General features: G+C 35.4%; 34 protein-coding genes and 3 pseudogenes. 31 read left to right on the forward strand and 6 right to left on the reverse strand.

What is annotated here, in order from left to right; genetic code table 11:
• The first annotated feature begins 13 nt into the window (after window positions 1–13).
• The 29 genes from rplV (at window position 14) to rpsI (ending at window position 15,495) form a co-directional block, all read left to right on the forward strand.
• On the forward strand, window positions 14–364 hold the full coding sequence (gene rplV, locus VSF34_RS00330) for a 50S ribosomal protein L22 (protein ID WP_326717166.1): 351 nt from the start codon (window positions 14–16) through the stop codon (window positions 362–364).
• Window positions 365–377: 13 nt separating this feature from the next.
• Window positions 378–1,034, forward strand: a complete 657-nt coding sequence (gene rpsC, locus VSF34_RS00335) for a 30S ribosomal protein S3 (protein WP_326717167.1) — start codon at window positions 378–380, stop codon at window positions 1,032–1,034.
• A gap of 2 nt (window positions 1,035–1,036) precedes the next feature.
• Window positions 1,037–1,471 (forward strand): 50S ribosomal protein L16, encoded by a 435-nt coding sequence (gene rplP / locus VSF34_RS00340; RefSeq protein ID WP_326717168.1) that lies wholly within the window; start codon window positions 1,037–1,039, stop codon window positions 1,469–1,471.
• Entirely contained in the window at window positions 1,461–1,652 is a 192-nt protein-coding gene (gene rpmC / locus VSF34_RS00345) for a 50S ribosomal protein L29 (protein ID WP_326717979.1), read from the forward strand. The genes rplP and rpmC overlap by 11 nt, the downstream gene beginning before the upstream one ends.
• A gap of 23 nt (window positions 1,653–1,675) precedes the next feature.
• Window positions 1,676–1,942, forward strand: a complete 267-nt coding sequence (gene rpsQ / locus VSF34_RS00350; RefSeq protein ID WP_326717169.1) for a 30S ribosomal protein S17 — start codon at window positions 1,676–1,678, stop codon at window positions 1,940–1,942.
• A 52-nt stretch (window positions 1,943–1,994) separates the two neighbouring features.
• Entirely contained in the window at window positions 1,995–2,363 is a 369-nt protein-coding gene (gene rplN / locus VSF34_RS00355; protein ID WP_326717170.1) for a 50S ribosomal protein L14, read from the forward strand.
• Window positions 2,364–2,397: 34 nt separating this feature from the next.
• Window positions 2,398–2,709 carry a 50S ribosomal protein L24 gene (rplX, locus tag VSF34_RS00360; protein WP_326717171.1) on the forward strand — a complete coding sequence of 104 codons (312 nt, stop codon included), beginning with the start codon at window positions 2,398–2,400 and terminating at the stop codon, window positions 2,707–2,709.
• Window positions 2,710–2,735: 26 nt separating this feature from the next.
• Window positions 2,736–3,275: a 50S ribosomal protein L5 gene (rplE, locus tag VSF34_RS00365; protein ID WP_326717172.1), complete on the forward strand. Its 540-nt coding sequence runs from the start codon at window positions 2,736–2,738 to the stop codon at window positions 3,273–3,275.
• Window positions 3,276–3,293: 18 nt separating this feature from the next.
• Entirely contained in the window at window positions 3,294–3,479 is a 186-nt protein-coding gene (locus tag VSF34_RS00370; protein ID WP_007207616.1) for a type Z 30S ribosomal protein S14, read from the forward strand.
• Between the two features lie 34 nt (window positions 3,480–3,513).
• Window positions 3,514–3,912 (forward strand): 30S ribosomal protein S8, encoded by a 399-nt coding sequence (gene rpsH / locus VSF34_RS00375; RefSeq protein WP_326717173.1) that lies wholly within the window; start codon window positions 3,514–3,516, stop codon window positions 3,910–3,912.
• A gap of 28 nt (window positions 3,913–3,940) precedes the next feature.
• Window positions 3,941–4,477, forward strand: coding sequence for a 50S ribosomal protein L6 (gene rplF, locus VSF34_RS00380; RefSeq protein ID WP_326717174.1), 537 nt, complete (start codon window positions 3,941–3,943; stop codon window positions 4,475–4,477).
• A 43-nt stretch (window positions 4,478–4,520) separates the two neighbouring features.
• Window positions 4,521–4,877, forward strand: a complete 357-nt coding sequence (gene rplR / locus VSF34_RS00385; RefSeq protein ID WP_326717980.1) for a 50S ribosomal protein L18 — start codon at window positions 4,521–4,523, stop codon at window positions 4,875–4,877.
• A 54-nt stretch (window positions 4,878–4,931) separates the two neighbouring features.
• Window positions 4,932–5,420: a 30S ribosomal protein S5 gene (gene rpsE, locus VSF34_RS00390; protein WP_326717981.1), complete on the forward strand. Its 489-nt coding sequence runs from the start codon at window positions 4,932–4,934 to the stop codon at window positions 5,418–5,420.
• An 11-nt stretch (window positions 5,421–5,431) separates the two neighbouring features.
• On the forward strand, window positions 5,432–5,611 hold the full coding sequence (gene rpmD, locus VSF34_RS00395) for a 50S ribosomal protein L30 (RefSeq protein ID WP_326717175.1): 180 nt from the start codon (window positions 5,432–5,434) through the stop codon (window positions 5,609–5,611).
• Window positions 5,612–5,651: 40 nt separating this feature from the next.
• Window positions 5,652–6,092, forward strand: a complete 441-nt coding sequence (rplO, locus tag VSF34_RS00400) for a 50S ribosomal protein L15 (RefSeq protein WP_326717176.1) — start codon at window positions 5,652–5,654, stop codon at window positions 6,090–6,092.
• Window positions 6,092–7,390, forward strand: coding sequence for a preprotein translocase subunit SecY (gene secY / locus VSF34_RS00405; protein WP_326717177.1), 1,299 nt, complete (start codon window positions 6,092–6,094; stop codon window positions 7,388–7,390). The genes rplO and secY overlap by 1 nt, the downstream gene beginning before the upstream one ends.
• A 56-nt stretch (window positions 7,391–7,446) precedes the next feature.
• On the forward strand, window positions 7,447–8,100 hold the full coding sequence (locus VSF34_RS00410) for an adenylate kinase (RefSeq protein ID WP_326717178.1): 654 nt from the start codon (window positions 7,447–7,449) through the stop codon (window positions 8,098–8,100).
• Window positions 8,101–8,295: 195 nt separating this feature from the next.
• Window positions 8,296–8,514 (forward strand): translation initiation factor IF-1, encoded by a 219-nt coding sequence (gene infA, locus VSF34_RS00415; protein ID WP_071457745.1) that lies wholly within the window; start codon window positions 8,296–8,298, stop codon window positions 8,512–8,514.
• A 32-nt stretch (window positions 8,515–8,546) separates the two neighbouring features.
• A complete protein-coding gene (gene rpmJ, locus VSF34_RS00420) occupies window positions 8,547–8,660 on the forward strand; it encodes a 50S ribosomal protein L36 (RefSeq protein WP_071457744.1) in 114 nt (37 codons plus the stop codon).
• Between the two features lie 18 nt (window positions 8,661–8,678).
• Window positions 8,679–9,044: a 30S ribosomal protein S13 gene (rpsM, locus tag VSF34_RS00425; RefSeq protein ID WP_326717179.1), complete on the forward strand. Its 366-nt coding sequence runs from the start codon at window positions 8,679–8,681 to the stop codon at window positions 9,042–9,044.
• Window positions 9,045–9,075: 31 nt separating this feature from the next.
• Complete coding sequence (gene rpsK / locus VSF34_RS00430; RefSeq protein ID WP_071457742.1) at window positions 9,076–9,465, forward strand: 30S ribosomal protein S11; 390 nt, start codon at window positions 9,076–9,078, stop codon at window positions 9,463–9,465.
• 78 nt (window positions 9,466–9,543) lie between these two features.
• The gene (locus VSF34_RS00435) at window positions 9,544–10,482 is read left to right on the forward strand and encodes a DNA-directed RNA polymerase subunit alpha (protein WP_326717180.1); all 939 of its coding nucleotides are present in this window, start codon (window positions 9,544–9,546) and stop codon (window positions 10,480–10,482) included.
• A gap of 29 nt (window positions 10,483–10,511) precedes the next feature.
• Entirely contained in the window at window positions 10,512–10,898 is a 387-nt protein-coding gene (gene rplQ / locus VSF34_RS00440; protein ID WP_326717181.1) for a 50S ribosomal protein L17, read from the forward strand.
• A gap of 291 nt (window positions 10,899–11,189) precedes the next feature.
• The gene (locus VSF34_RS00445) at window positions 11,190–12,029 is read left to right on the forward strand and encodes an energy-coupling factor ABC transporter ATP-binding protein (protein ID WP_326717182.1); all 840 of its coding nucleotides are present in this window, start codon (window positions 11,190–11,192) and stop codon (window positions 12,027–12,029) included.
• Window positions 12,005–12,883 (forward strand): energy-coupling factor ABC transporter ATP-binding protein, encoded by an 879-nt coding sequence (locus tag VSF34_RS00450; RefSeq protein WP_326717183.1) that lies wholly within the window; start codon window positions 12,005–12,007, stop codon window positions 12,881–12,883. Before VSF34_RS00445 ends, VSF34_RS00450 begins: the two co-directional genes overlap by 25 nt.
• The gene (locus VSF34_RS00455) at window positions 12,873–13,670 is read left to right on the forward strand and encodes an energy-coupling factor transporter transmembrane component T family protein (protein WP_326717184.1); all 798 of its coding nucleotides are present in this window, start codon (window positions 12,873–12,875) and stop codon (window positions 13,668–13,670) included. The genes VSF34_RS00450 and VSF34_RS00455 overlap by 11 nt, the downstream gene beginning before the upstream one ends.
• A gap of 83 nt (window positions 13,671–13,753) precedes the next feature.
• Window positions 13,754–14,515 (forward strand): tRNA pseudouridine(38-40) synthase TruA, encoded by a 762-nt coding sequence (gene truA / locus VSF34_RS00460; RefSeq protein ID WP_326717185.1) that lies wholly within the window; start codon window positions 13,754–13,756, stop codon window positions 14,513–14,515.
• A 130-nt stretch (window positions 14,516–14,645) separates the two neighbouring features.
• On the forward strand, window positions 14,646–15,089 hold the full coding sequence (rplM, locus tag VSF34_RS00465; RefSeq protein WP_326717186.1) for a 50S ribosomal protein L13: 444 nt from the start codon (window positions 14,646–14,648) through the stop codon (window positions 15,087–15,089).
• 13 nt (window positions 15,090–15,102) lie between these two features.
• Window positions 15,103–15,495: a 30S ribosomal protein S9 gene (rpsI, locus tag VSF34_RS00470; protein WP_326717187.1), complete on the forward strand. Its 393-nt coding sequence runs from the start codon at window positions 15,103–15,105 to the stop codon at window positions 15,493–15,495.
• A gap of 247 nt (window positions 15,496–15,742) precedes the next feature.
• Here the strand turns inward: rpsI and VSF34_RS00475 are convergent, their stop codons facing one another.
• Window positions 15,743–17,062, reverse strand: coding sequence for an ISL3 family transposase (locus VSF34_RS00475; RefSeq protein ID WP_326717188.1), 1,320 nt, complete (start codon window positions 17,060–17,062; stop codon window positions 15,743–15,745).
• Between the two features lie 369 nt (window positions 17,063–17,431).
• Between VSF34_RS00475 and VSF34_RS00480 the strand changes: the two genes are divergently transcribed.
• Window positions 17,432–18,490, forward strand: a complete 1,059-nt coding sequence (locus VSF34_RS00480; protein ID WP_326717189.1) for an IS30 family transposase — start codon at window positions 17,432–17,434, stop codon at window positions 18,488–18,490.
• Window positions 18,491–18,566: 76 nt separating this feature from the next.
• Here the strand turns inward: VSF34_RS00480 and VSF34_RS09920 are convergent.
• The 3 pseudogenes from VSF34_RS09920 to VSF34_RS09960 form a co-directional block, all read right to left on the reverse strand.
• A pseudogene (locus tag VSF34_RS09920) lies at window positions 18,567–18,761 on the reverse strand (transposase); the annotation flags it as partial.
• Window positions 18,762–19,157: 396 nt separating this feature from the next.
• Window positions 19,158–19,478 (reverse strand): annotated as a pseudogene (locus tag VSF34_RS00490) (transposase); the annotation flags it as partial.
• A pseudogene (locus tag VSF34_RS09960) lies at window positions 19,464–19,649 on the reverse strand (transposase); the annotation flags it as partial. The pseudogenes VSF34_RS09960 and VSF34_RS00490, both read right to left, overlap by 15 nt.
• A gap of 133 nt (window positions 19,650–19,782) precedes the next feature.
• Between VSF34_RS09960 and VSF34_RS00495 the strand changes: the two are divergent.
• Window positions 19,783–20,742, forward strand: coding sequence for an IS30 family transposase (locus tag VSF34_RS00495; RefSeq protein ID WP_326717190.1), 960 nt, complete (start codon window positions 19,783–19,785; stop codon window positions 20,740–20,742).
• A 165-nt stretch (window positions 20,743–20,907) separates the two neighbouring features.
• Here the strand turns inward: VSF34_RS00495 and VSF34_RS00500 are convergent, their stop codons facing one another.
• Window positions 20,908–21,966 carry an IS30 family transposase gene (locus VSF34_RS00500; protein WP_326717191.1) on the reverse strand — a complete coding sequence of 353 codons (1,059 nt, stop codon included), beginning with the start codon at window positions 21,964–21,966 and terminating at the stop codon, window positions 20,908–20,910.
• 138 nt (window positions 21,967–22,104) lie between these two features.
• Complete coding sequence (locus VSF34_RS00505; RefSeq protein ID WP_370659258.1) at window positions 22,105–23,523, reverse strand: glycoside hydrolase family 1 protein; 1,419 nt, start codon at window positions 23,521–23,523, stop codon at window positions 22,105–22,107.
• Between the last annotated feature and the right edge of the window lies 1 nt (window position 23,524).

The following is a 23,524-nucleotide window of genomic DNA, read 5'->3' on the forward strand; positions in this document are numbered from 1 at the left end:
GGAGGACATGAATATGTCAGAAGAAAGAATTACTTCAGCTAAAGCAACTGCCAAGACAGTTCGAGTTTCACCTCGCAAAACAAGACTTGTTGTTGACCTAATCAGAGGGAAACAAGTAGGAGAGGCTATTTCAATTTTGAAATTCTCACCTAACAAAGCAGCAGGTATTGTTGAAAAAGTGTTAATGTCAGCAATTGCAAACGCAGAAAATAACTTTGACTTAGATGTTGAAGATTTAGTGGTATCAGAAGTATTTGTAAACGAAGGACCAACAATGAAACGCTTCCGTCCTCGTGCAAAAGGATCTGCTTCACCAATCAACAAACGTACAAGTCATATTACAGTAGTAGTATCAGAAAAATAAGGAGGGACAACCAGTGGGTCAAAAAATTAATCCAATTGGAATGCGTGTTGGCGTTATTCGTGACTGGGATGCTAAATGGTATGCCGAAAAAGAATACGCTGAATACTTACATGAAGATTTAAAAATCCGTAAATTTATTTCGACTAGATTGGCTGATGCTTCTGTTTCTACCATTGAAATTGAACGCGCTGATAAACGCGTGAACGTTTCAATTCATACTGCTAAACCTGGTATGGTAATTGGTAAAGGTGGATCTGAAGTTGAAGCTTTAAGAAAAGAATTAAACAAATTAACTGGTAAACGAGTTCACATCAACATCGTTGAAATTAAAAAACCAGATTTAGATGCTAAATTAGTAGCAGAAGGAATTGCACGTCAATTAGAAAATCGTGTGGCATTCCGTCGTGCTCAAAAACAAGCAATTACTCGTACTATGAGAGCTGGTGCCCTAGGGATCAAAACTCAAGTATCTGGACGCTTAAATGGTGCTGATATGGCACGTTCTGAAGGTTATTCTGAAGGAACTGTTCCACTTCATACACTAAGAGCAGACATCGATTATGCTTGGGAAGAAGCGGATACTACATACGGAAAACTTGGAGTTAAAGTATGGATTTACCGTGGAGAAATTCTTCCAGAAAAGAAAAAGACTGAGAAAGGAGGGAAATAATCATGTTAGTACCTAAACGTGTAAAACACCGTCGTGAATTTAGAGGTAAAATGCGTGGAGAAGCTAAAGGTGGTAAAGAAATCGCTTTTGGTGAATATGGTTTACAAGCTCTTGATTCACATTGGATCACGAACCGTCAAATCGAAGCAGCCCGTATTGCAATGACTCGTCACATGAAACGTGGTGGGAAAGTATGGATTAAAATTTTCCCTCATAAATCATATACATCAAAACCAATTGGTGTTCGTATGGGTTCTGGTAAAGGGGCACCTGAAGGATGGGTTGCACCAGTTAAACGTGGAAAAATCATGTTTGAAGTTGCCGGAGTTCCTGAAGATGTAGCTCGTGAAGCCTTAAGACTTGCATCTAACAAGTTACCTGTAAGAACAAAAATTGTAAAACGTGAAGAAATGGGTGGTGAATCGAATGAAGGTTAAAGATATCAGAGAATTAACCACTGCCGAAATGATCGCTAAAGAAAAAGAATTTAAGGAAGAGTTATTCAACCTAAGATTTCAATTAGCAACAGGTCAATTAGAAAATACAGCACGAATTTCAGAAGTTCGTAAATCGATTGCACGCATTAAAACAGTTTTGCGTGAAGAAGCTGCTAAGTAATAGTGGAAGGAGGCCATTTATAAATGACTCAAGAAAGAAATGAACGTAAAGTTTATACTGGACGCGTAGTTTCAGACAAAATGGATAAAACTATCGTTGTTGTAGTAGAAACAAAAAAAATGCATAAAAAATACGGTAAACGAGTTAAATATTCGAAAAAATATAAAGCTCATGATGAAAACAACGTTGCTAAAACGGGAGATATCGTAAAAATTATGGAAACTCGTCCATTATCTGCGACAAAACGCTTCCGTCTGTTAGAAGTTGTAGAAGAAGCAGTAATTATTTAATTCGAATTTTCGTATAGAAAGTAAGTTGAAAGTTTGAAAGGAGGATACTGAAGTGATCCAACAAGAAACTCGTATGAAAGTAGCTGACAATTCTGGAGCTCGTGAAGTACTTACTATTAAAGTACTTGGTGGTTCTGGACGTAAGACTGCTAATATCGGTGACATCGTCGTTTGTACGGTTAAACAAGCAACGCCAGGTGGTGTTGTTAAAAAAGGTGAAGTCGTAAAAGCAGTAATTGTACGTACTAAATCAGGAGCACGTCGTAGTGACGGTTCATATATTAAATTTGATGAAAATGCATGTGTGATTATCCGTGATGATAAGAGTCCACGTGGTACACGTATCTTTGGACCAGTTGCACGTGAATTACGTGACAACAATTTCATGAAGATTGTCTCACTAGCACCAGAAGTTTTATAATACATACTCATGTTTAAAGGAGGTGCGAAACAAGATGTTCGTTAAAACAGGCGATAAAGTAAAAGTTATCTCAGGTAAAGATAAAAACAAAGAAGGAATCGTTCTTCAAGCATTTCCGAAAAAAGATCGTATCATCGTTGAGGGTGTTAACATAATGAAAAAACACCAAAAACCTAGTGCGGTTGCTCCTCAAGGAGGAATTATCGAAATGGAAGCATCTATTCACGTTTCTAATGTAATGGTGATTGATCCGTCTAACGGTGTGCCAACACGTGTAGGATACAAAGATGTAGATGGTAAAAAAGTACGCGTTTCTAAAAAAACTGGTGAAGTTTTAGATAAATAACAAGCTATGGAAGGAGGCAACATTGAATGAACCGCCTAAAAGAAAAGTATCTTAATGAAGTGACACCATCATTGGTGGAAAAATTTAATTACTCTTCTGTTATGCAAACACCTAAAGTTGATAAAATCGTTATTAACATGGGTGTTGGTGATGCAGTATCAAACAGTAAAAATTTAGATAAAGCAGTTGAAGAACTAGCTTTAATCTCTGGACAAAAACCTATGATTACAAAAGCCAAAAAATCAATCGCTGGATTCCGTTTACGTGAAGGAATGCCTATTGGTTGTAAAGTAACTTTACGTGGAGAAAGAATGTACGAATTTTTAGATAAATTAGTATCAGTTTCACTACCACGTGTACGTGACTTCCATGGTGTAAGTAAAAAATCATTCGACGGACGTGGAAATTATACTTTAGGAATTAAAGAACAATTAATTTTCCCAGAGGTTGATTATGATTTAGTAGATAAGGTCCGAGGAATGGATATTGTTATTGTAACAACAGCTAATACTGATGAGGAAGCTCGTGAGTTATTAGGTCAACTTGGAATGCCATTCCAAAAATAATTTAAGGAGGCGAACTACGTGGCTAAAAAATCAATGATTGCTAAGAATAAACGCCCAGCAAAACACTCAACTCAAGAGTATACTCGTTGTGAGCGTTGTGGACGTCCACATTCAGTGTATCGCAAATTTAAACTTTGTCGTATTTGCTTCCGGGAACTTGCCTATAAAGGACAAATTCCCGGCGTGAAGAAAGCAAGCTGGTAAAAATAGTAAATCGCAGAAGGAGGTAAAGGACTCAATGGTGATGACAGATCCAATTGCAGACTTTCTAACTCGTATTCGTAACGCGAATATCGTGAAACACGAATCATTAGAATTACCTGCATCAACAATCAAACTTGAAATCGCAAAAATCTTACAACGTGAAGGTTTTGTGCGTGAAGTAGAATTCATCGAAGATGACAAGCAAGGAATCATTCGTGTATTCTTAAAATATGGTAAAAATGAAGAACGAGTTATTACTAACTTAAAACGTATTTCAAAACCTGGTTTACGTGTTTATGTAAAATCTGACGAAGTACCTAAAGTATTAAATGGTTTAGGTATAGCAATTATCTCAACTTCAGAAGGTGTCTTAACTGACAAAGAAGCTAGAGAACGCAACGTTGGTGGAGAAGTATTAGCTTACGTTTGGTAAAAATTAATTAATCAAGGAGGTGCCTAGATTGAGTCGAATCGGAAATAAACCAGTTATTATTCCTGCAGGTGTAACAATTACACAAAACGGAGATGACGTAACGGTTAAAGGACCAAAAGGTGAATTAACTCGTAAGTTTTCACCAAATATTACGCTAAACATTGAAGAAGGCGTAGTAACTTTAACTCGTCCAAATGATAACAAAGAAAATAGAGCCTTACATGGTACAATGCGTGCTAACCTTAACAACATGGTTGTCGGAGTAACTGAAGGATTTGAAAAATCTCTTGAGTTAATCGGGGTTGGTTACCGTGCACAATTACAAGGTAAAAAACTTGTTTTAAACGTTGGGTATTCTCACCCAGTAGACTTTGAAACACCAGAAGGAATTACTATTGAAGTACCTTCTAACACATCTATTATTGTTAAGGGAGCCAACAAAGAAGTTGTTGGTGAATTAGCAGCTAATATTCGTGGAGTACGTCCTCCAGAGCCTTATAAAGGTAAAGGAATTCGCTACGTCGGTGAGCATGTAAGACGTAAAGAAGGTAAAACAGGTAAATAATCGATAATAAATCGATAAAAAAATATAATTTGAGGTGACAAGTGTGATTACAAAACCAGATAAAAATAAAGTACGCCAAAAGAGACATCACCGTGTACGTAATAAAATCTCTGGTACTGCACAGTGCCCACGCTTGAACGTTTTCCGTTCTAACAAAAACATCTACGCTCAATTAATTGATGACGTAGCGGGTGTGACACTTGCAAGTGCCTCTACTGTTGATACAGGTATCGCAGGAGACAACAAAACTGAAGCTGCAGCAGCAGTTGGAGCTTCAATTGCTAAAAAAGCAACAGAAAAAGGTATTAAAGAAGTAGTCTTTGACCGTGGTGGATACCTTTACCATGGACGTGTAGCTGCATTAGCTGAAGCAGCACGTGAAAATGGACTAGAATTTTAGGAAGAAGGAGGAACATCATTCATGACTGACAAACAATTCCCTTTTAACGATCGTATGTTAGAAGATCGTGTGTTAGAAGACCGCGTAGTAGCGATCAACCGCGTTTCTAAAGTTGTTAAAGGTGGACGTCGTCTGCGCTTTGCTGCTTTAGTAGTAGTTGGTGACAGAAATGGCCATGTAGGATTTGGTACAGGTAAAGCTCAAGAAGTTCCTGAAGCAATCCGTAAAGCCGTTGAAGACGCTAAGAAAAACTTAATCGAAGTACCTATGGTAGGATCAACAATCCCTCACGAAGTTATTGGAACTTTCTGTGGTGGACGTATTATGATGAAACCTGCTGTTGCCGGTGCTGGGGTTGCCGCTGGTGGACCAGTTCGTGCCGTCTTAGAATTAGCTGGTATTTCTGATATCACAAGTAAATCATTAGGATCTAATACTCCTGTCAACGTTGTTCGCGCAACTATTGAAGGATTATCTAGACTAAAAAGAGCAGAAGAAGTTGCCGAACTTAGAGGCATTTCTGTTGACGAATTAATCGGATAGGAGGACTAAAAATGAGTCAATTAAAAATTACTTTAAAACGTAGTATCATTGGACGTCCTCATAACCAACGTGAAACTGTAAAAACTTTAGGTCTAAACAAGATGCATGCAACAGTTATCAAACCTGATAATGCTGCAATTAGAGGTATGGTTAATACAGTATCACATTTAGTGGACGTAGAAGAAATTTAAGAAGTCAAGGTATAAACTACTTTAAGGAGGTGCCGAATTAATGAAACTTCATGAGTTACATCCGGCAGAAGGATCAAGACAAGTACGTAATCGTGTGGGTCGTGGATCATCATCTGGAAATGGTAAAACATCTGGCCGCGGAACAAAAGGTCAAAACTCACGTTCAGGTGGTGGTGTGCGTTTAGGATTTGAAGGGGGCCAAACTCCTTTATTCCGTCGTTTACCAAAACGTGGATTTACGAATATTAATCGTAAAGAGTATGCAATCGTGAACATCGACGAGTTAAATCGTTTTGAAGATGGTACAGAAGTAACACCAACTACTTTGATTGAAGCAAGTATTGTAAAAGATGAGAAATCTGGAATTAAAGTTTTAGGAAATGGTGAATTAAACAAAAAATTAACCGTTAAAGCTGCTAAATTCTCAGCATCTGCACAATCAGCAATTGAAGCGGCTGGTGGGTCAGTTGAGGTGATCTAATGTTTAAGCTGTTGAAGGAGTCGTTTAAGATAGAGGGTATTCGTAAAAAGATACTCTTTACACTTTTCATTCTCTTCGCGTTTAGAGTTGGAGCACACATAACCGTGCCAGGCGTTGATGCTAAGGCATTAACAGAACTTAATGAATTAGCGTTGATGGCAATGTTCAATACGGTCAGTGGTAATGCGATGGAGCGATTCTCATTGTTTGCAATGGGAGTTTCCCCGTATATCACAGCATCGATTATTGTTCAATTGCTACAAATGGATATCGTTCCAAAATTTGTGGAATGGTCAAAACAAGGTGAAGTCGGTCGAAGAAAATTAAATCAAGCCACTCGTTGGTTTACTTTAGTTATTGGTTTTGTTCAATCGATTGCCATCACAGCTGGTTTTAACATGTATGCAAATTCTGGACTTGTTAAAAGTCCGAATGCATTCACATTCATCAACATCGGTATCATCTTAACAGCTGGTACAATGTTAGCAACATGGATGGGTGAACAGATATCTGAAAAGGGAATCGGTAATGGGGTATCAATGATTATCTTCGCTGGTATCATTGCTCAGTTTCCAGTAAGTGTTAAAGAAATTTATATTGATTATTTTGTGAATATTGATAAATCTGATATTTGGAAATCTGTGATCTTTATTGCTATTTTGATTATTGCTATTATTGCAGTGGTCTTCATGGTGACTTATGTTCAACAGGCTGAAAGAAAGATTCCAGTTCAATATACAAAACGTGTGCAAGGTGCACCGCAAAGTAGTTATTTACCATTAAAAGTAAATGCTGCTGGAGTTATTCCTGTTATCTTTGCCGGTTCATTTATTGCAACACCTCAAGCAGTTTTGACAGCTTTTGAAGCAAGTCAAGGTGGGAAACCATGGTTTGAGTTTTTATCACAAATTTTCAATTATTCCACTATTCCAGGTGGAATCTTATATACAGTAATGATCATTGCCTTTACATTCTTCTATGCTTTCGTTCAGGTTAACCCTGAGAAGGTAGCAGAGAATTTACAAAAGCAAGGAAGTTACATTCCAAGTATACGACCTGGTAAAGAAACAGAGCAGTTTATCTCTCAAGTACTGATGAGATTAAGTACTTTGGGATCTGTCTTCTTAGGGTTAGTAGCAGTCTTACCTATTGTTGCCCAAGATATTTGGGGCTTACCTCAAGCTATCGGATTGGGTGGTACTAGTTTATTGATTGTTATTAGTGTTGCTTTAGAGACTAATAAACAACTGGAAGGTTTATTATTAAAACGCCAGTATACTGGATTTATCAGAGAGTAAGAGTTTGTGTTGAGGGTATCCCTCAGCACTTTTCTCAAACTTAAGGAGGAAAAGGTATGAATCTCATCCTAATGGGACTACCAGGAGCAGGTAAAGGAACCCAAGCTGAAAAAATAGTTGAAGCTTATAAAATCCCACATATTTCAACTGGAGATATGTTCCGTGAAGCAATGAAGAAGGAAACACCAATGGGCCTTGAGGCTAAATCATATATTGATAAAGGTGAATTAGTTCCTGATTCAGTAACAAATGGTATCGTAAGAGATCGTTTGGCACAAGCTGATACAGAAAAAGGATTTTTATTAGATGGATTTCCTCGCACACTTGCTCAAGCAGAAGAGTTAGATTTAATTTTAGAGGGATTAGGTAAAAAAATCGATGATGTGTTAAACATCCATGTAGAATCAGAAGTTTTAATTGAACGTCTGGCAGGTCGTATTATTTGTCGTGAATGTGGTGCTACGTATCATAAAACAAACAACCCACCTAAAGTAGAGGGTACTTGTGATAAGTGTGGTAGTCATGACTTTTACCAAAGAGAAGATGATAAGCCAGAGACAGTTAAAAATCGTTTAGCCGTGAACATTGAAAACTCTGCTCCGATTTTAGAATATTACGCAAGTCAAGGTGTGTTACATACTATTGATGGTGATCGTGATATTCAATCTGTTTTTAACGATGTGAAGACAATCATAGATGAAACGAATTAGATCACTGATTTCGCTCTCTATGACTCTCTAAAATTCTAAGATAAGTCTTAGATTAGATGTAAGTGAAATTGTTCTACAAATCTTTGCATTGTAGTATTTTTATGCTATAATACAAAAGTTGAAGAGAAATAGGCATATTTATGTATATTTTTATCAATTGTCAGATGCAAAACACTGTATAAGGAGGTACTAGTTGTGGCGAAAGAAGATATGATTGAAATCGAAGGTACAGTCGTCGAAACTTTGCCGAATGCAATGTTTAAAGTTGAGTTAGAGAACGGACATGTTATTTTGGCTCATGTATCAGGAAAAATCAGAATGCATTATATTCGTATTTTACCTGGAGACAAAGTGACGGTTGAGTTATCTCCTTATGATTTAACTCGCGGTCGTATAACTTACCGCTTTAAATAATTGTACTCCGTAAAATTCAAGGAGGTATAATCATGAAAGTAAGACCATCAGTAAAACCAATTTGTGAAAAATGCAAAATAATTCGCCGTAAAGGTAGAGTTATGGTTATCTGTGAAAACCCAAAACATAAACAACGTCAAGGATAAAGGGAGGTGTAGTGAATAATGGCTCGTATTGCAGGTGTAGATATCCCTCGTGATAAACGCGTTGTTATCTCGCTTACTTATATTTACGGTATTGGAAAGAAAACTTCTCAAGAGGTTCTTAAAGAAGCTGGAGTATCTGAAGATATCCGTGTACGCGATTTAACAAATGAACAAACTGATAGCATCCGTGCTGCAGTAGATAAATTAAAAATTGAAGGTGACTTACGTCGTGAAGTGAACTTAAACATCAAACGCTTGATGGAAATTGGTTCATATCGTGGAATTCGTCATCGTCGTGGATTACCAACTCGTGGACAAAACACGAAAAATAATGCACGTACAAGAAAAGGTCCAGCTCGTTCTATCGCTGGTAAGAAAAAATAAGAATATTAAAGTGAAGGAGGTTTAAAGCTTCATGGTAGCAAAAAAAGTTTCTAGAAAACGTCGTGTGAAAAAGAATATTGAAGCAGGTGTGGCACATATCCACTCTACTTTTAACAACACTATCGTAATGTTAACTGATGTTCATGGTAATGCTATTGCATGGTCATCTGCAGGTTCATTAGGATTTAAAGGAAGTAAAAAAGCAACTCCGTTTGCAGCTCAAATGGCAGCTGAAACAGCAGCAAAAGCAGCAATGGAACATGGCTTAAAAACTGTTGACGTAACTGTAAAAGGACCAGGTTCTGGTCGTGAAGCAGCAATTCGTTCATTACAAGCAACAGGATTAGAAGTGACAGCAATTCGTGACGTTACACCAGTTCCACATAATGGATGTCGCCCTCCAAAACGCCGTCGTGTGTAGTGAGTGTTAATTCATTTAGTAGGATTTATAGCGACATTGAACAAGACACTTTTCGTTATGAAAGGGGTATAGACAAGAATGATTGAATTTGAGAAACCAAGAATCACAAAAATCGATGAAGATAGAGATTATGGCAAGTTCGTCATAGAACCACTTGAACGAGGCTATGGAACGACTTTAGGGAATTCCCTACGCCGAATTTTATTATCGTCTCTCCCAGGGGCTGCCATCACTAATTTACAAATAGATGGTGTGTTGCATGAGTTTTCAACTATAAAAGGTGTTCGTGAGGATGTCACTCAAATTATTCTTAATATCAAGGGATTAGCTTTAAAGCTTTATGCTGATGAAGAGAAAACACTTGAAATTGATATAACTGGACCAGCTAATGTAACAGCTGGAGATATTCTGACTGACAGTGATGTTGAAATTATGAATAAAGATTTATTCATTTGTAGCGTTGCTGAGGGTGCAACATTCCGCGCTAGTTTAACTGTTAAACCAGGTCGTGGCTATGTTAATGCAGAAGAAAATAAAAGTGAAGATATGCCTATTGGAGTTCTTCCAGTAGACTCTATTTACACGCCAGTAAACCGTGTGAACTACCAAGTAGAGAACACACGTGTTGGTCATCGTGATGATTTTGACAAATTAACTTTAGAAGTTTGGACAGACGGATCTATCGTTCCACAAGAAGCTATCAGTTTATCTGCTAAAATCTTAACTGAGCATTTAGATATTTTTGTAAGTTTAACAGATGAGGCTAAACATGCTGAAATCATGATCGAAAAAGAAGAAACACAAAAAGAAAAAATGTTGGAAACAACAATTGAAGAGCTTGATTTATCAGTTCGTTCTTATAACTGTTTGAAACGCGCAGGCATCAATACATTACAAGAATTAACAAATAAATCTGAAGCTGAAATGATTAAAGTCCGTAACTTAGGACGTAAATCTTTAGAAGAAGTGAAAGCAAAACTTGCTGATCTTGACTTAGGACTACGCCAAGAGGACTAATCTTTACTGAATTAAAGGAGGAACACACCGTGAGTTATCGTAAATTAGGCCGTACAAGCAGCCAACGAAAAGCTATGTTACGTGATTTAACGACTGATTTAATTATCAACGAACGTATCGAGACAACTGAAGCTCGTGCGAAAGAAATCCGTTCAACAACAGAAAAAATGATTACTTTAGGTAAACGTGGAGACTTACATGCTCGTCGTCAAGCGGCGCAATTTGTAAGAAACGAATACTTAGAAGCTCGTTTAGATGAAAACGAAGAGACTATTATTGAAGAAACTGCATTACAAAAGTTATTCAATGATTTAGGACCTCGTTATGCTGACCGTCAAGGTGGTTACACACGCATCCTTAAAAAAGGACCTCGTCGTGGGGACGCTGCACCAATGGTTATCATTGAACTTGTTTAATCTAGTTGAATCAAGATAATTGCATCACTTTATAGATGATCTTTTTTAGAGTGTTATGATGTTGGAGATAATATCTCCGAGTCTAGCTCGGTGCTACCTCCCATATTTTGTGGGAGGTACGCGCTCATCATATAAAGTGCTTTTTTTATACCATCAGGAATGTCTTATGCTACTATTTGAATAATATGAAGAGTTTAACTCTTTTAAATGTTTCCTTGTATTTTTAAATGATATTTAAGAATAGAATGAAGCATTTTTTTAAAATAAATGTAAATTAAGGAAGGCAGTTTTATGAATAATCCTTTAATTGAATTAAAACATATAGATTTTAAGTATCACGGGCAAGAAAAATCAGCATTAAAAGATGTTTCTTTAAAGATTGAGCCTGGTGAATGGGTGGCTTTGATTGGTCATAATGGTAGTGGGAAATCCACTTTAGCTAAAACAATCAACGGTTTGATTAAGCCTAGTAATGGGGAGATTATCGTTAATGATGAGTTACTGACGGATGATAACTTATGGGATATTAGAAAAATGGTTGGAATGGTTTTTCAAAATCCAGATAATCAGTTTGTTGGTTCGACTGTTGAAGATGATGTAGCTTTTGGATTAGAAAACCAGGGAGTTCCTCGTGATGAAATGTTAAAAAGAGTTGATTCGGCAATAGAAAAGGTAAGAATGAGTGAGTTTAAGAAAAAAGAACCAGCTCGTTTGTCTGGTGGTCAAAAGCAGCGTGTGGCGATTGCTGGTGTGATTGCTTTAACACCTGAAGTGATTATTCTTGATGAGGCTACGAGTATGCTTGATCCTCAAGGAAGACATGACGTCATTAGTACGATTAAAAAATTAAAAGAGGAAACGAATTTAACCGTTATTTCAATTACCCATGACATTGATGAAGCCTCTTTTGCAAATCGTGTCTTAGTCATGAGACAAGGAGAGATTATCCAAGAAGGGACACCTGAGGAAATTTTTACTCATGGTGAAGATTTAATTGAGATGGGGCTTGATGTACCATTCCCTGAGAAATTAAAAGCGACGTTGAAACAATCTGGGGTTAGAGTCCCTGATGAGTATTTAACGAAGGAAGGAATGGTGGATTGGTTATGGACATCCGGTTTGAAGAAGTAGATTTTACTTACCAACCTAATAGCCCTTTTGAACAACGTGTTTTGTTTGATATTAACTTGGATATTCCTAAAAATAGTTACACGGCAATTGTGGGGCATACAGGTAGTGGGAAATCGACCCTACTGCAACATTTAAACGCTTTGTTAAAACCAACGAAGGGAAAAGTTCTGATTGGGGATAGGGAGATTACACCAGAGACAAGTAATAAGAATTTAAAACCTATCAGGAAAAAAGTAGGGATTGTTTTTCAATTTCCGGAGTCACAATTATTTGATGAGACTGTAGGGCGTGATATAGCTTTTGGTCCTAAAAATTTTGGTGTTAAAGAAGATGAAGCCATGAATATTGCCCGTGAGATGCTGGATGTTGTGGGGTTAGACGAGAGTTATATGGACCGTTCACCATTTGATTTATCTGGTGGACAAATGCGTCGTGTGGCGATTGCAGGGGTTCTTGCGATGCAACCAGAAGTTGTGATTCTTGATGAGCCTACAGCCGGTCTTGATCCAAAGGGGAGAAAAGACATGATGGATATGTTTTATAAACTTCACAAAGAAAAAGGAATTAGTATTATTTTAGTGACTCATTTAATGGATGATGTGGCTGAGTATGCTGATTATATGATAGTTCTTGAGAAGGGACGAATACATAAAAAAGGTCACCCACGTGAGATTTTTAATGACATCACTTGGCTAAGAGAAAAACAACTAGGTGTGCCTACTGCAACAGAGTTTGCTTTTGATTTGATGGAGAAAGGTGTAGTATTTAACAAGCTACCCTTAACAGCTGAAGAGTTAGCTCAAGAACTTGTCCCAATGTTAGGAGATGGGCAGGTGACTAGTCATGATGAATAAGTTAATACTGGGAAGGTATATTCCTGGTGACTCGATTATCCATAGGTTAGATCCTAGAACAAAATTAGTAGCGAGTTTTTATTTTATTGCGATAATCTTTTTGTGTAATAATATCGCGTCATTTGCTGTGATGTTTTTGTTTACGTTATTTTGTATTTACTTATCTAAAATTAAACTTAGCTTTTTTATTAACGGGGTTAAGCCTTTAATTTGGTTGATTTTATTTACAGTGATTCTACAAGTCTTATTTACTCAAGGTGGCACGGTGTATTTTCATTGGGGTATTTTTACCATTAGCCAGTTTGGTTTACTGAATGGGGTGTTTATTTTCACTCGTTTTGTGTTGATCATCTTTATGTCAACACTTCTTACTCTAACAACGCCACCACTTTCGCTATCTGATGCGATTGAGTACTTACTTAGACCACTGGAAGTGATTAAGTTTCCAGCTCATGAGATTTCTCTAATGCTATCGATTGCTTTGCGTTTTGTTCCAACTTTGATGGATGAAACAGAAAAAATCATGAATGCCCAACGAGCACGTGGGGTTGATTTTGGTGAAGGTAATGTGATGGATAAAATGAAGGCTATTGTGCCACTTTTAATACCATTATTTGTGAGTAGTTTTAACCGTGCTGAAGAATTAGCTAATGCGATGGAGGCACGTGGTTACCGTGGTGGCGAGGGACGAACGAAATACCGCGTTTTACGCTGGGAAAAGCAAGATACGTGGACAGTTGTGGCATTTGTCATTTTAACAGCTATCTTGTTACTAGTTAGGTATTAAGGAACATTTGATTTTAAAATAATGATATATTAAGACGAGGCAAATACTTTCCTCGTTTTTTCTTTGGAAGGGAAGAGGTAAATGTGGCACGCTATAAAGCGATAATTAGTTATGATGGGACAAATTATGCAGGATTTCAAATTCAGCCTAATGCAGTGACTATTCAAGAGGTGATTGAAAAAACGTTAACGAGGTTAAATAGTGGTCACCCTGTTGTCATTCATCCATCTGGTAGAACTGATTCTGGGGTACATGCACAAGGTCAAGTGATTCATTTTGATTTGCTAGGACAAAGAGACGCTGAGAAAGTACGGTTTGCTCTTGATACGCAAACGCCAGCTGATATTCAAATTAAATCTACGGAGATAGTTCCTGATGATTTTCATGCGAGATATTTAGCTACAGGGAAAGAATATCATTATCATGTAGATATGGGGAAATCAAGAGATCCATTCAAACGCCTGTATTCAGCTCACTATCGCTATGATTTAGACATTGATAAAATGAGACGGGCATCGAAGTTTATTGAAGGAGAGCATGATTTTAGCGTCTTTTGTGCGACAGGAAGTGCGGTGGAGGATAAAACAAGACATGTCTATGAGGTATTGATTGAACAAACAAGTGATACTGACTTATTGTTTATTTTTAAAGGCAATGGATTTCTCTATAAAATGGTGCGTATGCTTGTTGGAACACTCCTTAAGATAGGTAATGGACAACTGCCAGAAGATGCCATACAACGTGCCCTAGTGCATCAGGATAAAAAAATGACAGGCCCTACTGCTCATCCAGAAGGGTTATGCTTGATAGAAGTGCATTATGACGGGGATAAAAAAAGCAAATAATAAAAGAATAGTTGTTGACATATTAAAGAAATAAGGATATTATAGTCAGTGGTATTGTTTGCCCCACGATGAGCCCCGGAAACTTATTGTGTTATGACAAACAACAGAAGAAAATTGGAGGAAAACACCCATGCGTACAACATATATGGCCAAAAATGGCGAAATAGATCGTAAATGGTATGTGGTTGATGCGACAGATATTCCTTTAGGACGTCTATCAACTGTAGTAGCATCTATCTTACGTGGAAAAAATAAACCAATATTCACACCTAACGTGGATACTGGAGATTATGTAATTGTAATTAACACTGACAAAGTAAAATTAACTGGTAAAAAAGCAACTGATAAAATTTACTACCGTCATAGTCAATACCCAGGTGGTTTAAGATCTCAAACTGCTGGTGAATTACGTGAGAAAAACTCAGGCCGTTTAGTTGAAAACTCAATTAAAGGTATGTTACCAAAGAATACTTTAGGACGTAAACAATGGTCTAAATTATTCGTTTATGAAGGTAGCGAACACAAACAACAAGCTCAAAAACCAGAAGTATTAGATATCACTAACCTAATTTAAGGAGGGAAACACATTGGCTAAAGTTCAATATGCAGGCACAGGCCGTCGTAAAACATCTGTAGCACGTGTACGTTTAGTACCAGGTACAGGTAACATTGTTATGAATCATAAAGATATCGAAGAATATATTCCACATGCTGATTTACGTGAAGTAATCAAGCAACCTCTAGTTTTAACAGAAACTTTAGGTGCTTATGACGTTTTCGTAAACGTTGATGGTGGTGGATACGCAGGACAATCTGGCGCAACTCGTCATGGTATTGCTCGTGCTCTATTAAAAGTAGATCCAGACTTCCGTCCAGCTCTTAAACGTGCAGGATTGTTAACTCGTGATGCTCGTATGGTAGAACGTAAAAAACCAGGTCTTAAAAAAGCTCGTAAAGCTAGTCAATTCTCAAAACGTTAATCAAAACATTGTTATATCAACGATTCAACCATATTTCTGGTGTCGTTTGGTGTTAATTGTCATGATAAATCGTTTAATAGATTTAAAGCATCAGCATCTTGCTGGTGCTTTTTTTCGGCTCTTCGTCAAATCGTGTTGATATTTAAAAATTGATAAAATAAGGGCATTAGAAGAAGGGGGATTTTTCCTCCTTCTTCTTTTTAATGGCTCTTCGTCAAATGATGTGGATGAGTAAAATTAAGTGAATTTAGGCAGCAGAAACCGAATGGTTTTTGCTGCTTTTTTGTTTGTCTTTAAAACTAAGTAAAATTCTGTATTTATAGTTCTGAAAATTTCTATAGCCGTAAGCTATTCGTTTGATTAATTTAATTTTGTTTATGGAACCTTCTAAACAACCATTTGAATAAGCGTATTTAAAGGTGTTTTCAATTCTTGGTAAATGCTTCTTTAGTGTTCGAATCGAGGTTTTCATTGGAATAGAGATATCTTCGTTAGCTAATAATAATAGATCAGAAAAAGTGTCAAAATCATTGTTTTTACTACAGTATAATAGTTCTTGATAAAGTTTATAAGTTTCTGATAACTCTTTGTTTAAGTTAAGTAAATAATCCATGACATCTGTTTCAGGTAAAATACTCTTAAATAAACGCTGATAACGATAATCTGTATAATTCAATTCATTAGAATCTTTTAAAAAGAGTTTCCAATATTTTTTTAGTTTTCGATAATTTTTCATGTCAGTTACATTCGATGTGCGATAACGATTCATCGTCTTAATTCTAGTTATGTTTAAAGAACGACTGATAAGTTGAACTAAGTGAAAGCGATCAATAATCACCTCAGCATTAGGAAATAGCCTTTTGGCTAATTTAAAATAGGCTGCATTCATATCAACGACAATTGTTTTTACTTGGCGACGAACCTTTAGAGAGTACTTAAGAAAGTGTTTCTCTAGTGTTAGCTTTTTATTATCAATGAGAATATCGATAATTTGGTGTGTAGAGGAATCAGAGTAAATAAAACTGTACTTGCCACTATTGTTTTTAACCGAAGTAAATTCATCAAAACAAAGGTTTTGAGGTAAATATAAAAATTGATTAGATAAGTCTTTACCACCAGATACTAAAATTCTATTAATCGTTGTTGATGAAACAAAATGTCTTTTAGCTAAATCTTTAAACGAGATAGCATCACTTAACTCAATAAGAATTGATTGCTTCACTCTTTTAGCGATAAAACAATGTTTCTCAATTTCTGAAGATTCAGCTAGAAAAGAGGAGTCACAATGACGACAAAGGAATCTCTGTTTCTTTAATAAAAGATAGGTTGGGTAGTGAGCCACACTTAACCACTTTATTCGAGAAGAAATAAACCCATTTTTCACAATAGAAAATTGTTCATTTTTAATGCCACAACAAGGACAAGCCGAAGGAGTGTAAGTAAGAATACCTTTATAAATCTTGGATCTTATCCCTTTAATAAGCTGTTCCTCACAAAAAATAGAATCGAAATAAATATTTTTATCTTTTAAATCTAGCGATAGTCGAATACAATGGTTATGAGACATACGAATCTTCCTTTCTAAATTTTGGTTTGGTCACTTTAATTTTAACGGGAAAGTTCGTATGTTTCTATTATTTTGTAAAAAAATAGATGCGAATGAATTTCTTCATCCACATCAAAAATTATACAACCATTAAAAAAGAGTATCTTATGGCTTCAAATCTTTTAGTAATATGAGGATAAGAATTTTTATGATAAACGGCCTTGTCACAATTGAATAACTAAAAAAGATGATGAATTTGAGAAAATTCTCAAATCCATCATCTTCAATATTTGTCTCATCAGTCCGATTTGACAAAGAGCCAAAAAAACACCATGGTAAAAATTCGTGTATCATTGAAGTAACTACTCAACAACGAAAGGAATTTTTATCATGGCGCAAACTAAGAATAACACAAAGAAATCTAGTTATAAACATCTTTCCTTTAAGGAAAGACAGCTTATTGAAGTTTGGCATAATATGGGGGACTCTAATAGAGAAATTGGTAAACGATTAGGCCGACACCATCAAACAATAAGTAATGAGCTCAAACGAGGAACAACAACGCAAATCAAAGAAAATAAGAAAGCTAAACAACTCTATTTTGCTGATACGGGGCAAGCTAAATATATAGAAAACAGGAAACGCTGTGGTTCGAAATCTAAGCTAGTTAGTGCTGTTGATTTTATTAATTATGCCTGTAAACAAATCATAGACTTTAATTGGTCACCAGATGCAATTGTTGGTTTTATCAAGTCCTTAGGCACTTGGGATAAACCTCTTGTTTCTACTAAAACACTTTACAATTATATTGATAAAGGATTTCTACCAGTCAGAAATCATCACCTCAAGATGAAAGTTAGACTATCACCTAAAAAGAAAAGAAGTCATCAGCATAAAAAAGCTCTTGGAAAATCAATTGATGAACGACCTAGCAAAATTGATTCTAGACAAGAGTTTGGTCATTGGGAAATAGACAGTGTCATTGGTTCAAAATCTAAAGATGATAATGCTCTACTTACACTTGTTGAAAGAAAAACTCGCTACATGATTACTGTTGTTCTAGATGATCATACTGAAGAGTCTGTTAGTTACGCTATTAAACAGTTAAAATATGAGTTTGGAAGAGCCCGATTTAGTAGCATATTTCAATCGATTACTGCTGATAATGGCAGTGAGTTTAGCTCACTTGATGATACTCTGCAACAAATGACTGATATCTACTTTGCTCACCCTTATTCATCTTGGGAACGAGGAACAAACGAAAGACATAATGGTTTATTACGGCAATTTGTTCCGAAAGGAACGCCTATCTGTCACTACTCAAAGCAGTTCATACAACTGGCTACTGAAAAAGTTAATCTTTTGCCGCGTAAAATTTTAGACTATAGACAACCAGCAACATTATTTTTAGAAGAAATTCAAAATCTCAAGATCAAAACATGTTGGTAAGTAAGGGTTTCAATAAAATAACACTGATATTTAGATATTTTTACCAGAGTGGCTAACTTAATGTTGCAATTTAGAGCTTGTTTTCTTTTATTAATTCTCGTTCTTTTATAGATAATACGTTAGTATTACTGGGATCATCTTGTTGAATCCATTTACAAATTGTAGAGACACTAACGTTATATTCCTTTGATAAAGAGGTGGCTGAACGGCCACTGTGTTTAAGTAATATCATTGATTGTTTAAATTCTTCTGAATATCTTTTAGTTGTCATAATAAAAAGTTCCTTTAATAGATTATATCATCGAACACTTTGTCCGTAATCTTATTATAAGAGCCATTTATTAAAATGTTTTACTAACAAATTTATCCATAAATAAAGTGTGCAGAAAACCTTATTTAATGGACACATGTATTAGTAAAAAAAGAAGGAGTAATAAATTATCAAGTCTACACCCCTATTGAGAACAAGCTACTAGGTACTAGTGAGTCAGGTAAGCTAAAAAATATCTAGGAAACATATAAGCATGAGTTCAATGAAATTTATGTCATTGGACTCATGCTTATAATATATATGTCATTTTTTAAGGTTGCGTCAAGAATTATGTGTAAATGGAAAATCCATTCCATTATTAAATTAGAGAATTGATTCTAAAGTATCTTGAATTTCTTAAAATTCTTTATGTATCCTACCTAAAATGTTTTGATTATATTGATGGAATTGAGAAACAAGGAATCTATCTGAAGATTCTTCGTTAGGAAACTGCTCTTTTCTTTTTGTATATTTTTTTAACTGCTTATTAAATCCCTCAATCAACTTAGTTGAGTAAATAGTTCTTCTGATTGATGGTGGGAAGTTATAGAAAGTTAGTATAGCAGGATTCATGATTAATTTAACGACTCTTAGATATTACTTTTTCCATTTTTCTATCATAAAAGCTACTTGTTCATTTGCTTCCTCTTTTGAAGAAGCTTGATAGATAGTTTTAAAAGAACGTGAGTTATTCCCATTACGGGAATTACCTGAATTAAAGCCGACACCATCATACTTTTCATAGTCAAGAAACGCTGTTAATTCAGCCTGTAATAATGAGTTGATAGCGATCTCTAGATGATGACGAAACAAATCATCTAACTCACCTTTATTAATTAGTGTTTCCATAATTTCTGTAGTAAAATAGGATTTTCTTTTTTCTAACCGCCGATTGTAAAATTAAGCTAGACAACTAAAAAAATCATTTGTGATACACTCAAATTGTATTTCCAACCAAAGAAAACAAGGAGAGTGATCACAAATGACCTATACACATCTTACTACAGACGAGCTAGTTTTGATAGAATCTTATTACCATCAAAATAAAAAAGGTACATACGTTGCGAAACAATTGAAACGAGCAAAACAGACTATCTATAATGTTTACAAAGCTTTTGATGAGGGGCTATCTGCACTAGATTTCTATAAAAGATACAAAAATAATAAAAAAAATTGTGGAAGACGTCCTATTTCTTTATCTGATGATGAAACAGAATACATTCAAAAGAAGGTTGTTCAAGGATGGACTCCAGATGTCATTATTGGTCGTGCAGAGTTTCCTATTTCATGTTCTATCAGTACTATTTATAGATTATTTAAGCAAGGACTGTTTGATTTGACCACATTGCCTATGAAAGGTAAAAGGAAAGCGAATGGTTATAAAGAAAAAAGAGGCAAACAAGCCTTTAAAAGAACCATCGATCAACGTAATAAGGACTATCAACTCTTTAATAATGAATTTGGTCACCTTGAAGGTGACACAATTGTTGGGAAAGACCATAAAAGTGCTGTTATCACACTCGTTGAAAGACTATCGAAAGTGATTATTACGTTAAAACCAATAGGCAGACGAGCAATAGATATCGAAAATAGTTTAAATAATTGGTTTAAAGAGTTTCCATGCCATCTATTTAAATCAATCACATTCGATTGTGGTAAAGAATTTTCTAATTGGAAATCAATCAGCAATCTAAATGATATTGATATTTATTTTGCCGACCCAGGAACACCTTCACAACGAGGCTTAAATGAAAACTCTAATGGTTTATTACGTAAAGATGGCTTGCCTAAACAAATGGATTTCAACAAAGTTGAGGAATCTTTTATCCAATCTATCGCATCTAAAAGAAATAATATTCCTAGAAAATCATTAAACTATAAAACACCATTGGAAGTATTTTTGAGTTATGTAGACAACGATATTTTGTCTAGCTTAATTTGACAAATGAAAAACCTAAATTTCTATTTACACAAAAGATTTTACGCTATCTTTTTTAAGTAAAATATCGAATTTTTAAAAGTATAATAAGTATCTAAATTGCAACATTAAGTTAGCCACTCTGGTAAAAATATCTAAATATCAGTGTTATTTTATTGAAACCCTTACTTACCAACATGTTTTGATCTTGAGATTTTGAATTTCTTCTAAAAACAATGTTGCTGGTTGTCTATAGTTTAAAATTTTACGCGGCAAAAGATTAACTTTTTCAGTAGCCAGTTGAATGAACTGCTTTGAATAGTTACAGATAGGCGTTCCTTTCGGAACAAATTGCCTTAATAAACCGTTATGTCTTTCGTTTGTTCCTCGTTCCCAAGATGAATAAGGGTGGGCAAAGTAGATATCAGTCATTTGTTGCAGAGTATCATCAAGTGAGCTAAATTCACTGCCATTATCAGCAGTAATCGATTGGAATATGCTACTAAATCGGGCTTTTCCAAACTCATATTTTAACTGTTTAATAGCGTAACTAACAGACTCTTCAGTATGATCATCTAGAACAACAGTAATCATGTAGCGAGTTTTTCTTTCAACAAGTGTAAGTAGAGCATTATCATCTTTAGATTTTGAACCAATGACACTGTCTATTTCCCAATGACCAAACTCTTGTCTAGAATCAATTTTGCTAGGTCGTTCATCAATTGATTTTCCAAGAGCTTTTTTATGCTGATGACTTCTTTTCTTTTTAGGTGATAGTCTAACTTTCATCTTGAGGTGATGATTTCTGACTGGTAGAAATCCTTTATCAATATAATTGTAAAGTGTTTTAGTAGAAACAAGAGGTTTATCCCAAGTGCCTAAGGACTTGATAAAACCAACAATTGCATCTGGTGACCAATTAAAGTCTATGATTTGTTTACAGGCATAATTAATAAAATCAACAGCACTAACTAGCTTAGATTTCGAACCACAGCGTTTCCTGTTTTCTATATATTTAGCTTGCCCCGTATCAGCAAAATAGAGTTGTTTAGCTTTCTTATTTTCTTTGATTTGCGTTGTTGTTCCTCGTTTGAGCTCATTACTTATTGTTTGATGGTGTCGGCCTAATCGTTTACCAATTTCTCTATTAGAGTCCCCCATATTATGCCAAACTTCAATAAGCTGTCTTTCCTTAAAGGAAAGATGTTTATAACTAGATTTCTTTGTGTTATTCTTAGTTTGCGCCATGATAAAAATTCCTTTCGTTGTTGAGTAGTTACTTCAATGATACACGAATTTTTACCATGGTGTTTTTTTATTATTTTAGAGTGGCTAACTTGATTTTACAACTAAGCAAGTATAATAAGTAACTAAAAAATTATATTTCTACTTTAAAGACTCTCCATTTGTAAGAATTACTTTTTTATACCATTCAAATGATTTTTTTTTGATACGTTTACCACTACCATTTCCATTATCATCTAAATCTACAAAAATAAATCCATATCGTTTTGACATTTCACCAGTTGAAGCACTAACAAGATCAATCGGAGCCCAAGATAAATAACCAAAACAATCAACATAATCTTCCTCTATTGCCTTCATCATTTCTTTGATATGAGATTCTAAATATGAAATTCTATAATCATCTTCTATGATATTTCCTGGCAATAACGTATCCTCTGCTCCAAAACCATTCTCAGTAATAATCATAGGTAGTTGATAGCGTCGATACAACCAATTCATCGTATACCTAAAACCAACTGGATCAATTGCCCACCCCCACTCTGATAACTCAAGATATTTATTTTGAATTCCACCAAACAAAGCTTCATTCTCGGATTCTTCATTTGGAGTCACACTTGACATATAATAATTTAACCCCATAAAATCTAATGTTCCATTTCTAAAGTCAGCCTTATCAGATTCCTCTATCTCAAGTTGAATACCATCATTTTCAAATTCCTTCAATTTGTATACTGGAAATGCTCCGCGACACATGGCATCCATTTGATAAAGTTCTTTCTCGTTCTCTAATAAATTCGCTAACATTGTTTCTGGTTTACACGTTTCTGGAAATTGAGGATTAATCCCAAACACACATCCCACTTGGTTTTTAGGATTAATCTTATGTCCTAATTGGACTATTCTAGTACTTGCCAAAGCGGTATTATAAGCTATTCTTGCTACCGCTTCTTTTGGATTATCAAGTTCTTCATAATTAAGACCTGATAAATAATACGTAAAAAATTGTGAAGATACTGAATTAGGGTCTAAATGATTTATTTCATTAAAGGTAGACCAATAAGTCACTTTTCCATCTAGTCTTTTAAACATGACTTCAGCAAACTTTTCAAATAAATAGACAACTTTTCGATTAGACCAACCTTGATATTTACTAATTAACCTTGCTGGAAGTTCAAAATGAAATAAAGTGAGGATTGGTTCTATGTTGTATTCATTTAAAGTATCTACAACTGATTCATAAAAAGCTAATCCTTCTTCATTTGCTTTCTCATCATCTCCATTTGGAAAAATTCGAGACCAGTCTATGGAAATTCTTAATGCCGTGAAACCCATTTCTGCAAATAGCTGAATATCTTCTTTATACCGATTATAAAAATCAATTCCCTTATGAGACGGGTAGTAGTAACCCTCTCTTAATTCATTGTGAATTTCTCTATCAGTATTTTTGCTCCCCTTTGTTACCAAATCCATATTGGAGATACCTTTTCCTCCCTCTAAAAAACCACCTTCACATTGGTGGGCTGCAAGGCTACCACCCCATAAAAAATTTTTTTCCATT

Source organism: Vagococcus jeotgali (assembly GCF_035918315.1).
Lineage (GTDB): Bacteria > Bacillota > Bacilli > Lactobacillales > Vagococcaceae > Vagococcus > Vagococcus jeotgali.

What these genes read in the sequence shown, in the direction of transcription:
- rplV (WP_326717166.1), top strand. Translation starts at nt 14, where the DNA reads ATGTCAGAAGAAAGAATTACTTCAGCTAAAGCAACTGCCAAGACAGTT.
- rplP (WP_326717168.1), top strand. Translation starts at nt 1,037, where the DNA reads ATGTTAGTACCTAAACGTGTAAAACACCGTCGTGAATTTAGAGGTAAA.
- rpmC (WP_326717979.1), top strand. Translation starts at nt 1,461, where the DNA reads ATGAAGGTTAAAGATATCAGAGAATTAACCACTGCCGAAATGATCGCT.
- rpsQ (WP_326717169.1), top strand. Translation starts at nt 1,676, where the DNA reads ATGACTCAAGAAAGAAATGAACGTAAAGTTTATACTGGACGCGTAGTT.
- rplX (WP_326717171.1), top strand. Translation starts at nt 2,398, where the DNA reads ATGTTCGTTAAAACAGGCGATAAAGTAAAAGTTATCTCAGGTAAAGAT.
- rplE (WP_326717172.1), top strand. Translation starts at nt 2,736, where the DNA reads ATGAACCGCCTAAAAGAAAAGTATCTTAATGAAGTGACACCATCATTG.
- rpsH (WP_326717173.1), top strand. Translation starts at nt 3,514, where the DNA reads ATGGTGATGACAGATCCAATTGCAGACTTTCTAACTCGTATTCGTAAC.
- rpsE (WP_326717981.1), top strand. Translation starts at nt 4,932, where the DNA reads ATGTTAGAAGATCGTGTGTTAGAAGACCGCGTAGTAGCGATCAACCGC.
- rpmD (WP_326717175.1), top strand. Translation starts at nt 5,432, where the DNA reads ATGAGTCAATTAAAAATTACTTTAAAACGTAGTATCATTGGACGTCCT.
- rplO (WP_326717176.1), top strand. Translation starts at nt 5,652, where the DNA reads ATGAAACTTCATGAGTTACATCCGGCAGAAGGATCAAGACAAGTACGT.
- secY (WP_326717177.1), top strand. Translation starts at nt 6,092, where the DNA reads ATGTTTAAGCTGTTGAAGGAGTCGTTTAAGATAGAGGGTATTCGTAAA.
- VSF34_RS00410 (WP_326717178.1), top strand. Translation starts at nt 7,447, where the DNA reads ATGAATCTCATCCTAATGGGACTACCAGGAGCAGGTAAAGGAACCCAA.
- rpmJ (WP_071457744.1), top strand. Translation starts at nt 8,547, where the DNA reads ATGAAAGTAAGACCATCAGTAAAACCAATTTGTGAAAAATGCAAAATA.
- rpsM (WP_326717179.1), top strand. Translation starts at nt 8,679, where the DNA reads ATGGCTCGTATTGCAGGTGTAGATATCCCTCGTGATAAACGCGTTGTT.
- rpsK (WP_071457742.1), top strand. Translation starts at nt 9,076, where the DNA reads ATGGTAGCAAAAAAAGTTTCTAGAAAACGTCGTGTGAAAAAGAATATT.
- VSF34_RS00435 (WP_326717180.1), top strand. Translation starts at nt 9,544, where the DNA reads ATGATTGAATTTGAGAAACCAAGAATCACAAAAATCGATGAAGATAGA.
- VSF34_RS00445 (WP_326717182.1), top strand. Translation starts at nt 11,190, where the DNA reads ATGAATAATCCTTTAATTGAATTAAAACATATAGATTTTAAGTATCAC.
- VSF34_RS00450 (WP_326717183.1), top strand. Translation starts at nt 12,005, where the DNA reads ATGGACATCCGGTTTGAAGAAGTAGATTTTACTTACCAACCTAATAGC.
- VSF34_RS00455 (WP_326717184.1), top strand. Translation starts at nt 12,873, where the DNA reads ATGATGAATAAGTTAATACTGGGAAGGTATATTCCTGGTGACTCGATT.
- rplM (WP_326717186.1), top strand. Translation starts at nt 14,646, where the DNA reads ATGCGTACAACATATATGGCCAAAAATGGCGAAATAGATCGTAAATGG.
- VSF34_RS00475 (WP_326717188.1), bottom strand. Translation starts at nt 17,062, where the DNA reads ATGTCTCATAACCATTGTATTCGACTATCGCTAGATTTAAAAGATAAA.
- VSF34_RS00480 (WP_326717189.1), top strand. Translation starts at nt 17,432, where the DNA reads ATGGCGCAAACTAAGAATAACACAAAGAAATCTAGTTATAAACATCTT.
- VSF34_RS00495 (WP_326717190.1), top strand. Translation starts at nt 19,783, where the DNA reads ATGACCTATACACATCTTACTACAGACGAGCTAGTTTTGATAGAATCT.
- VSF34_RS00500 (WP_326717191.1), bottom strand. Translation starts at nt 21,966, where the DNA reads ATGGCGCAAACTAAGAATAACACAAAGAAATCTAGTTATAAACATCTT.
- VSF34_RS00505 (WP_370659258.1), bottom strand. Translation starts at nt 23,523, where the DNA reads ATGGAAAAAAATTTTTTATGGGGTGGTAGCCTTGCAGCCCACCAATGT.